Below are 8787 nucleotides of genomic sequence, written 5' to 3' on the forward strand. Positions count from 1 at the left end.
TCGCCACCCACGACCCCCAGCTCCTCGCCCTCGCCGACCGCGTCCTGGAACTCCGCGACGGCCACATCACCCCCACCGACTGACCCACGCCTTCCCCGAAGAGTGGGGACATCACGCCCCTCGGCGCGTAAATTGGGATACGAACGGTGCCCATCGGTCGGCACCATGTGCATCCGTGTGAACGCGGAACGCACGGAGGTGAGGGGATCACATGGCTTCGGTGACCCGGGCGGCGCGGAACGTCGAGCACACCGCGGAGAGCCTCCACGAGGATCTGGTCCGTCTAGAGGCCCAGAGGCAGGCCCTGGAGAGGGAGCTCGCCGCGGTCGTGGCGCACCTCGGTTCGGTGCAGCGGGCCCTGGGCGCCCTCCAGTCGGTCATCCGCACCCCTGAGGCCGCCGCCCCCACCCCTGCGGACGTGACGTCCCCTGCCGGCACCGGCACGACGTACGGCAGGCTCACCGAGCAGATCATGGACTTCTTCGAGCAGGCCGGTGACGCCGAGGTACGTGCCCGCGACGTCGCCGCGACCCTCGGGCGCGACGGTGACAGTGGCAGCATCAACGCCGTCCGGAGCACACTGGACCGCCTCGTGGGGGCGTCGCGCGTGGACCGTGCGGGCCGTGGCCTGTACCGGGCGCGCCGGGGGTAGGCCCCCTCCGGTCGGGGTTCGACATTCTTCGAACATTCGGGTTATCGTGACCCCATGGCGGACCAGCATTCCCACGAGGCGAGCGAGATGAGCCTGCCGCGCGTCCTCGCCGCGCTCAGCGATCCGACACGGATCGGGATCGTGCGCGTGCTGGCCGACGGCAGGGAACGCGGGTGGGGCCAGTTGCGGGCGCCCGTCGCCAAGTCCACCTTGAGCCACCATCTGAAGATCCTGCGCGAGGCCGGCATCACACGGACCCGCCAGGAGGGGACGCGCTGCTACGTCACGCTGCGTCGCGCCGAGCTGGACGAGCGGTTCCCCGATCTGACCCGGGCCCTGCTCTCCGCGGCCGACGCAGAGGACGTCGGCGAGGTCACCGTGGTGGATCCGTAGTCCGGGACACCGCCGTTGGAGTCCCGCGTGGTCACCGCGTGTGTTCGCCGTACTAATCTGTGTGCGCGGACGTTGGCCCCCAGGGGCCGGGAATGAGAGGACACATGGTCTCAGCAGCGCACACGACCGAGGATCTCCAGGTCACGGCCGGAGCCCTGCAGGGAGAACTGCAGCGCCTCGAGCTGCAGAAGCAGGCACTCGAACGGGAGTTGGCGGCGGTCGTCGCCCACCTGGGATCGGTGCGAAGGGCTCTCGGCGCCCTCGGCCACCTGGCGGTCACGGCTCCCGCCCTCGCGGCCGCGGGCACCCAGGTCGAGGAACGGCAGCCTCCCGTCGTGGAGGTCGAGGAAGCGAGGGCCGAGGAGGAGAGGGCCGGGGAAGCACGGACCGCTGAAGCGCAGTCCGAGGACGGCACGGCGGAACGGAACGGCGCTTCCGCGGCGGGCGGCTACGGCAGGCTCACCGAGCAGATCCTCGACTACCTCGCCACAACAGGCGGGTCGGAGGTGCGGGCGCGCGAGGTCGCGGCGGCTCTCGGCCGGGACGAGAACGCCGGCAGCATCAACGCGGTGCGCAGCACGCTCGACCGGCTGGTGGGCGGCTCCAGGGTCCAGCGCGCCGGGCGCGGCCTGTACCGGGCCGCCGGCTGACGACCCGGGGCCACGAGGCCCCTGGCGCTTCGTTGTCACAATCCCGGCGGCTGAACTGTCAAGAGTGTGCTTGACCGGCGCTCCGCGCCGGGTGAGCGGCCGGAGGAGGGGGTTTCCCCTGCCCCCCTCCTCCGGCCGTTCGCGTCTCGACGGCTGTTCCGCCTGGAAGGACAACGATGCTCCCGAACACCGATGGCGCCCCCGACGTGCGGGCGATCGTCATGTCACTGGCCGCCGAGGCCGCCGCCCTGGAGGCGCACGTCCATCGGCTGCAGGAGGAGATCACCGCGGTGGACGCCCGGCTGGAAGCCGTGAACGAGTCCCTGCGCGACCTGCCCAGCCTGCCGGGCCTCGCGCGCCCGGACGCAGACGTAGACTGACGCTGTGACACAGCATGTGAACAGTGTGAACTCTTCCTCCTCGCCCGCTGCCCTCCCTCGCGCCGCCGACAGCACGGGCGGGCCACTCGCCCCGGGTACCCACACGATCACCGTCGACCACAAGGGCGCCGCCGTCGCGCAGCGGTACCACGTGGCCGGCGCCGGGGGCCCGGTGTGCCTCGCCCTCTCGGGCGGGCCCGGCATCGGCTGGGAGTACCTGCGCATGCCGCTCCTGGAGCGTGCGTTCACGATGGTGTACGTCGAGCCCGTCGGCACCGGCGCGTCCGGACGCCTGCCCGACCCGCGCGACTACACCTTGGCGACGTACACGCGCTTCGTGAACGCTGTGATCGAGCACCTCGCGCAGCCCTCGGTGACGCTGCTCGGCCATTCGTACGGCGGTTTCGTCGCCCAGCAGTACGCGCTGGAGCACCCGGAGCACCTCGGCTCCCTCGTCCTGTACGACACGTCCCCCGTGACCGGCGAGGAGTTCTGGGCGGACGCCGTGGCCAACATGGAGCGGTTCGCCCGCCGTCATGTCGCGGACCACCCCGAGGTCGCCACCTACGTGGAGGCCCTGACGGCGCCGCTCGGGCAGCTCGACGACGACGGCGCCACCGACTGCCTGCGCACGATCCTGCCGGCGTACGTCGTCGACTACTGGGGACGCGAGGACGAGTTCGGGCCCGCGCGCGGGTCCTTGCGCATGTACGCCGAACCCTCCCTCGGCGAGGGCCCCGCCTTCGACGTCCGCGAGCGGCTGTCCGGCATCACGGCGCCCACGCTGGTGCTGGTCGGCGCGGACGACTTCATCTGCGGACCGCGGTGGGCGCGGATGATCCACGAGCGGATCCCCGGTGCGCAGCTTGCCGTCCTGGAGGACACGGGCCACCTGGCGCACTTCGAGCGCCCCGGGCGGTTCGCGGACGTCGTGACCGGCTTCGTGCTGGAGCACGTCGTTCCCCAGGGGGCGTCGCGCTGACCGTGGGGGCGGAGCCGGGCAACCGGACGTACGCCGGGCCCGCCGGACGGTCGTCCGGCGGGCCCGGGTCAGCGGGCGTACGGCCCGTCATTTGATGAGATAGGCCTTGAGCACGGTCTGCTTGAAGGAGTTGCCCGCGGCATCCTCGACGAAGGTGCGCAGGGACACGGCACCGCCAGAGAAGCGCTTCGGGTGGGACACCTTCACGGTGCGATGCATGCCCGAGCCCTTGACCTCGGCGCGCTGCAAGGTCTTGCCCTCGTCGTAGGAGACCTCGACGGTGAACGTGCGGACGGCGGACACCGGGGCCCCCTCACGCTGGATGTAGGCCGGGATCTCCAGCGTGCCGCCGGCTCCCGCGCGGTTCCACTCGTCGAGCTCCGGCGACATGCGGACCGCGTACAGCGGGAGCGACTTGGGCTGCTCGGTACCGGCGGAGCGGAACCGCCACTCCGCGGGTCCTGTGGAACCGTGACGTCCGCGAAGGGGTAGTCGGAGACCATCTCGCCGTTGCGCCGGAGCTCGCCCCGGAGGATGCCGGTTCCGCTGCCGACGATGGGGGCGAGGATCCCGCCCCCGGCCGGTGATCCCGGGGGCAGGGAGGGCGCGGGGAGGGCGCGGAACGCGCCCCGGCTCAGCGCCGGGGCAGGTGGTACGGCTCGTGCGGCGTCCGGGAGGCGGGCACGACCAGGCCGTCCACGTACTGGCGGACCAGGCGCGGGCACCTGTCCTCGGTGGCCCGCCAGGTGGCGCCCGGCAGGGGGCGGCCGAGCTGGGCCACGACGGCGAGGACGTCCTCGGCGGTGATGTCCTCACGTACGCGTCCCGAACGCTGCGCGCGCGACAGCAGCCGCCGCGTGGCGCCGGCCACGCGGGCCCGCGGCCCGTCGGCCGCGCCTTCGGGCAGGCAGTACAAGGCAGCCGGCCGCGCAGACGCCATGGCTTCCAGGAAACCGCGGAGCGCGACCAGAGGATCGCTCGTGGCCAGCCGTGCTTCGGCGGCCACGGCCACCGCCGCGATCTGCTCGGCCACGTCGGTCAGCAGTTCCTCGCGGCTGGCGTAGTGGCGGTACAGCGTCGCGTTGCTGACCCCGGCCAGGCGGGCTATCCGGTCCAGCGACACGCCCGCGCCCTGTTCGGCGAGCAGGTCGGCGGCGGCCGTACGGATCCTGCGGCGGTTGCGCACCGCGTCGGCCCGCAGTCCGCCGTAGCGCGGCCCGCACTCCTGCTGCGCTCCGCCGTCCGGTGCGGAAGTGGTCACGCGCCGGTCCGCGGTGGGCGCGGGGCGCGCAGGTGGGCGCGCTGGGCCAGTTCGGCGTCGTCGACCAGGGTGAGCATCGGCCGGCCGGGCGCGCACAGCATGGTCACGACGAACCGGGTCCGCGCGTCCGGCAGGGCGTTGCCGTCCTGGTAGTGGATGACGTCCCCACCCGGCTCCCAGAACGTCTCACCGGCCTTGACGATCCGTTCCGGCTCGCCTTCGAGCTCGAACCGGACCGCTCCTTCGAGCACGTACCCGAAGGCCGGCCCCGAGTGGCGGTGGGGCGGGGTCCCGGGGTCGCCGGGGGGCCACTCGACGGCGATCGTCATCCCCGAGGCGCCCTCGGGGATGAAGGGGGGCTTGGCATCCTGCAGCATCGTCACCGCCGTCTTCCAGGCCTCCGACCGCGGCTGCTCGTTGCTGCTGCCCTGTGTCTCCGACACTGCGCTGCACCTCCTTGATTGTGCCCGAATTGTGCAGAAATGATGGCATGTCGCCGTTGCGCACGGCCGAGGTACCGACATCGGCCGGCGATGGCCACCACCGTCGTCCCTTCCGGGCGGACGTCGCTGCTCCTCCATACGACCGGACAGCACCCGCCGGTGTGACGTCCCCCGCCTTCGCGCCTCCCCGACCGCTCGCAGGAGCCGTCGCCCGGTGGTGTCACAACCGCGGCACGGGCGCGGTCACAGCAGGTGGAGTGGCCGGCTGCGCCGTCACGAGGACATCGGAGGGCCGACGGCCCCGCGGACGAAAGGGACCCGGATGAGAGTCGTTGTCGCAGGGGCCGGCGGTCTGCTCGGTTCCAGGACGGTCGCCAGGCTGCGGGACCACGGGGTGGAGGTCGTCCCCCTGCCGGACTGCGACCGGCCCGGAGCCGTCACGGACAGGGACCTCGCCGGGACACTGCGCGGCGCCAACATCGTGGTCGACGTCACCGACACGCCCTCGCCCGCCGAACCGGTCAGCCTGCAGTACTTCCGCACCGCCACCGCGCGCCTGCTGGCCGCGGCCGAGGCGGCGGGGGCCGAGCACCACGTGGTCCTCTCCTTCATGGGGGCCGAGCGACTGCTGTCGGGCTACTTCCGCGCGAAGCTGCTGCTGGAGGAGCAGGTGCGGCGCTCCCCCGTCCCCCACTCGATCGTCCGTGCCGCCCTGTCCTTCGAATGCGTCGAGGCGATGGCCGTGGCGGGCGCGGACCAGGACGGCGAGGTGCGCGTGGCGCCCGCCCTGGTGCGGCCCGTGTCGGCGGACGACATCGCGGCGGCGGTCGCGCGCGTGGCGGTGGGGGTGCCGCTGTTCGGCACCCTGGAGGTCGCCGGGCCGCACGAGTTCGCGCTCGACGAGCTCACCGCCGACCTGCTGACCGCCACGGGCGACGCCCGGAACGTCGTCACCGACGAGCACGCGTGGTTCTTCGGCGCCGAGCTGCAGCGACGGTCGCTGCTCCCCGGAGCGGACGCCCACGTGGGCCGCACGACGTTCCGCGAGTGGCTCACGCAGCGGTGACGCCCGCGGCACCCGCGGCACCGTCCGCGCCCGCCCCGCACCGCCCCGTCTCCGGCGGCCGCCGTCCGCGAGTCCCCCTCCGCGGCCGCCGCCCTCCCCTCCCCTTGTCCCGACAGGAAGGCCGCCATGAGTGATCCGGCGCAGTCCGCGCAGTCCCCCTCGCCCAGCCCGCTCGACCGGTTGCCCGACCGCGACGCCGAGGAGACCGCGGAATGGCGGGCGTCGCTCGACGCCGTCATCCGGCACGCCGGTCCCGACCGGGCCGCCTACCTGCTGCGGCGCGTCCACGAGTACGCGGCGGCGTCCGGGGTGCCGGTCCCCGGGCTGCTGTCCACGGAACCCGTCAACACGATCCCCGCGGCGGCCCAGCCGGCCTTCCCCGGCGACCTCGCGATGGAGTCCCGGATCACCGCGCTGAACCGGTGGAACGCGGCGGCCATGGTCACCCGCGCCTCCCGCCTGGGCCTGGGGGGCCACATCGCGACGTACGCGTCGGCGGCCTGGCTCTACGAGGTCGGCTTCCAGCACTTCTTCAAGGGCAAGGACCGGGGCTCCCCCCGGGCCGAAGGCTCCGGGGGAGGTTCGGGCGACCAGCTTTTCGTGCAGGGGCACGCGTCACCCGGCATCTACGCCCGCGCGTTCCTGGAGGGCAGGCTGGGCGAGGAGCAACTCGACGGCTACCGCCGTGAGGCCGGCGGCCATGGCCTGCCGTCCTACCCGCACCCCCGGCGCCTGCCGTGGCTGTGGGAGTTCCCCACCGTCTCCATGGGTCTCGGCCCTCTCGCGGCCGTCTACCAGGCCAGGTTCAACCGCTACCTCCACGGCCGCGGCATCAAGGACACGTCCGCGTCGCGGGTGTGGGCGTTCCTCGGGGACGGCGAGGTGGACGAGCCCGAGTCGCTGGCCGCGCTGGCGCTCGCCGCGCGCGAGGGTCTCGACAACCTGACCTTCGTCGTCAACTGCAACCTGCAGCGCCTGGACGGGCCGGTACGGTCCAACTCCAGCATCGTGCGGGAACTCGAGGGCCGGTTCCGCGGCGCGGGCTGGAACGTGGTCAAGTCCCTGTGGGGCGAGGCCTGGGACCCGCTGCTGGCGCAGGACACGGAGGGGGCCCTGGTGCGGCGGCTCGGCGAGGTGCCCGACGCCCAGATGCAGACGTACGCCGCGCGCGACGCGGCCTACGCACGCGAGCACTTCTTCACCGGCGACGCGCTGGCCCGCATCGCGGCGGGACTGACCGACGGACGGATATCCGAGCTGTTCACCGAGTCCCGGGGCGGTCACGAACCCCTGAAGGTGTACGCCGCCTACCGCGCCGCCGTGGAGCACCGGGGCGCGCCGACCGTCGTCCTCGCCCAGACCGTCAAGGGGCACACCCTGGGCTCCGACTTCGAGTCGCGCAACGCCAACCACCAGATGAAGAAGCTGACGATGGCGCAGTTCCGCCGGATGCGCGACACGCTGGAGCTGCCCATCCCGGACAGCGCGCTGAGCGGGGACCTGGTGCCGTACTGGCACCCCGGCGAGGACTCCGAGGAGGTGCGCTACCTGCGGGAGCGGCGGGCGGCCCTGGGCGGCCCCGCGCCGGTGCGCAGGGTGGTCGCCAAGCCGCTCAAGCAGCCGCCGGCCGCGCCCTTCGAGGCCCTGCGCAAGGGCTTCGGCAAGCAGGAGGTGGCCACCACCATGGCGCTCGTGCGGCTGGTCAAGGACCTCATGCGCGACCCCGACACGGGACGGCGCTGGGTGCCGATCATCCCCGACGAGGCGCGGACGTTCGGCATGGAGTCCCTCTTCCCGACGGCCGGGATCTACTCCCCCGACGGCCAGACCTACGAGCCCGTCGACGCCGACCAGTTGCTGCACTACCGCGAGGCCGAGAACGGGCAGCTGATCGACGAGGGGATCACCGAGGCCGGGTCGATGGCGGAGTTCACGGCCGCCGCGACGGCCTACGCCACGCACGGCGAGCCCATGATCCCGTTCTACATCTTCTACGCGATGTTCGGGTTCCAGCGGACGGGCGACCAGTTCTGGGCCCTGGCCGACCAGTTGGGGCGGGGCTTCGTGGTCGGCGCGACCGCGGGGCGTACGACGATGACGGGCGAGGGCCTGCAGCACGCCGACGGGCACTCGCACCTGCTGGCGTCCACCAACCCCGCCGCCGTGAGCTACGACCCCGCCTTCGCCTTCGAGATCGCCGTGATCGTCAGGGAGGGGCTGCGGCGGATGTACGGCGACCGGCCCGAGGACGTCTTCTACTACCTGACGGTCTACAACGAGTCGAAGCGGCAGCCTGCGATGCCCGACGGGCCGTCGGTCGAGGAGGGGATCCTGCGGGGCATCTACCGCTTCCGGCAGGCGCAGTCCCCCGGCGCCGGGCCGCGGATCCAGCTGCTGTCCTCCGGCACGGCGATCCACTGGGCGCTGGAGGCCCAGGAGCTCCTCGCGTCCGAGTGGGGGGTGCAGGCGGACGTCTGGTCGGTGACCTCCTGGACGGAACTGCGCCGCGACGCGCTCGACGCCGACCGGCAGCGGATCGGTGGTGAGGAGCGCGTCCCGTACGTGACCTCGGCGCTGTCGGGGGCACCCGGGCCCGTCCTGGCGGTCAGCGACTGGATGCGGCAGGTGCCCGACCAGATCAGCCAGTGGATCGAGCAGGACTACTCCTCCCTCGGCACGGACGGCTTCGGCCTGTCGGACACCCGGGAAGCGGCGCGCCGCTACTTCCGGGTGGACGCCGGGTCGATCGTGGTGGCCGCCCTGGACCGGTTGGCGCGCGCCGGAGCGGTCACCCCGCAGACGGTGGAGCAGGCCCGCGGCCGATACGGCTGGCAGGCCTGACGCGCCCACCGGGGGCACGGACGTCTCCGTGTCCCCGCGGGCCCTCGGTCCTCCGACGTGTCGAGCCGCGCGCCGCCCGTTCGACGCGTAGGCAGGAGCGGGGAGGATCCCCACCCGTG

The 8787-nt window shown here is 73.0% G+C and carries 10 protein-coding genes and 1 pseudogene; 8 read left to right on the forward strand and 3 right to left on the reverse strand.

Translation table 11 applies throughout. The features are described from left to right. The 6 genes and pseudogenes from ABZ312_RS44575 to ABZ312_RS44600 form a co-directional block, all read left to right on the forward strand. Window positions 1-83 (forward strand): annotated as a pseudogene (locus ABZ312_RS44575) (ABC transporter ATP-binding protein); the annotation flags it as partial. Window positions 84-211: 128 nt separating this feature from the next. Then, window positions 212-652: a hypothetical protein gene (locus ABZ312_RS44580; RefSeq protein ID WP_500440182.1), complete on the forward strand. Its 441-nt coding sequence runs from the start codon at window positions 212-214 to the stop codon at window positions 650-652. Between the two features lie 54 nt (window positions 653-706). Continuing rightward, window positions 707-1045 carry an ArsR/SmtB family transcription factor gene (locus ABZ312_RS44585; protein WP_499509622.1) on the forward strand — a complete coding sequence of 113 codons (339 nt, stop codon included), beginning with the start codon at window positions 707-709 and terminating at the stop codon, window positions 1043-1045. Between the two features lie 104 nt (window positions 1046-1149). Further along, entirely contained in the window at window positions 1150-1695 is a 546-nt protein-coding gene (locus ABZ312_RS44590; protein WP_500440183.1) for a hypothetical protein, read from the forward strand. Window positions 1696-1871: 176 nt separating this feature from the next. Further along, window positions 1872-2075, forward strand: a complete 204-nt coding sequence (locus ABZ312_RS44595; RefSeq protein ID WP_500324021.1) for a hypothetical protein — start codon at window positions 1872-1874, stop codon at window positions 2073-2075. Window positions 2076-2079: 4 nt separating this feature from the next. Continuing rightward, entirely contained in the window at window positions 2080-3057 is a 978-nt protein-coding gene (locus ABZ312_RS44600; RefSeq protein ID WP_500440184.1) for an alpha/beta fold hydrolase, read from the forward strand. An 87-nt stretch (window positions 3058-3144) separates the two neighbouring features. On the opposite strand, the gene ABZ312_RS44605 is transcribed toward ABZ312_RS44600, so the two are convergent. From ABZ312_RS44605 to ABZ312_RS44615, 3 genes are all read right to left on the reverse strand, one after another. Further along, window positions 3145-3447, reverse strand: coding sequence for a hypothetical protein (locus tag ABZ312_RS44605; protein ID WP_500440185.1), 303 nt, complete (start codon window positions 3445-3447; stop codon window positions 3145-3147). A gap of 244 nt (window positions 3448-3691) precedes the next feature. Then, window positions 3692-4318, reverse strand: coding sequence for a TetR/AcrR family transcriptional regulator (locus ABZ312_RS44610; RefSeq protein ID WP_500324018.1), 627 nt, complete (start codon window positions 4316-4318; stop codon window positions 3692-3694). Beyond that, window positions 4315-4695, reverse strand: a complete 381-nt coding sequence (locus ABZ312_RS44615; protein ID WP_500324241.1) for a cupin domain-containing protein — start codon at window positions 4693-4695, stop codon at window positions 4315-4317. Before ABZ312_RS44615 ends, ABZ312_RS44610 begins: the two co-directional genes overlap by 4 nt. 388 nt (window positions 4696-5083) lie before the next feature. On the opposite strand from ABZ312_RS44615, the gene ABZ312_RS44620 reads away from it, so the two are divergent. Both ABZ312_RS44620 and aceE read left to right on the forward strand, forming a co-directional pair. Beyond that, window positions 5084-5827, forward strand: coding sequence for an SDR family oxidoreductase (locus tag ABZ312_RS44620; RefSeq protein WP_500440186.1), 744 nt, complete (start codon window positions 5084-5086; stop codon window positions 5825-5827). A 126-nt stretch (window positions 5828-5953) separates the two neighbouring features. After that, window positions 5954-8668, forward strand: coding sequence for a pyruvate dehydrogenase (acetyl-transferring), homodimeric type (gene aceE / locus ABZ312_RS44625; protein ID WP_500324016.1), 2715 nt, complete (start codon window positions 5954-5956; stop codon window positions 8666-8668). Window positions 8669-8787: the final 119 nt, after the last annotated feature.

This window comes from Streptomyces sp. NPDC006207 (genome assembly GCF_040613835.1).
Taxonomy (GTDB): Bacteria; Actinomycetota; Actinomycetes; order Streptomycetales; family Streptomycetaceae; genus Actinacidiphila.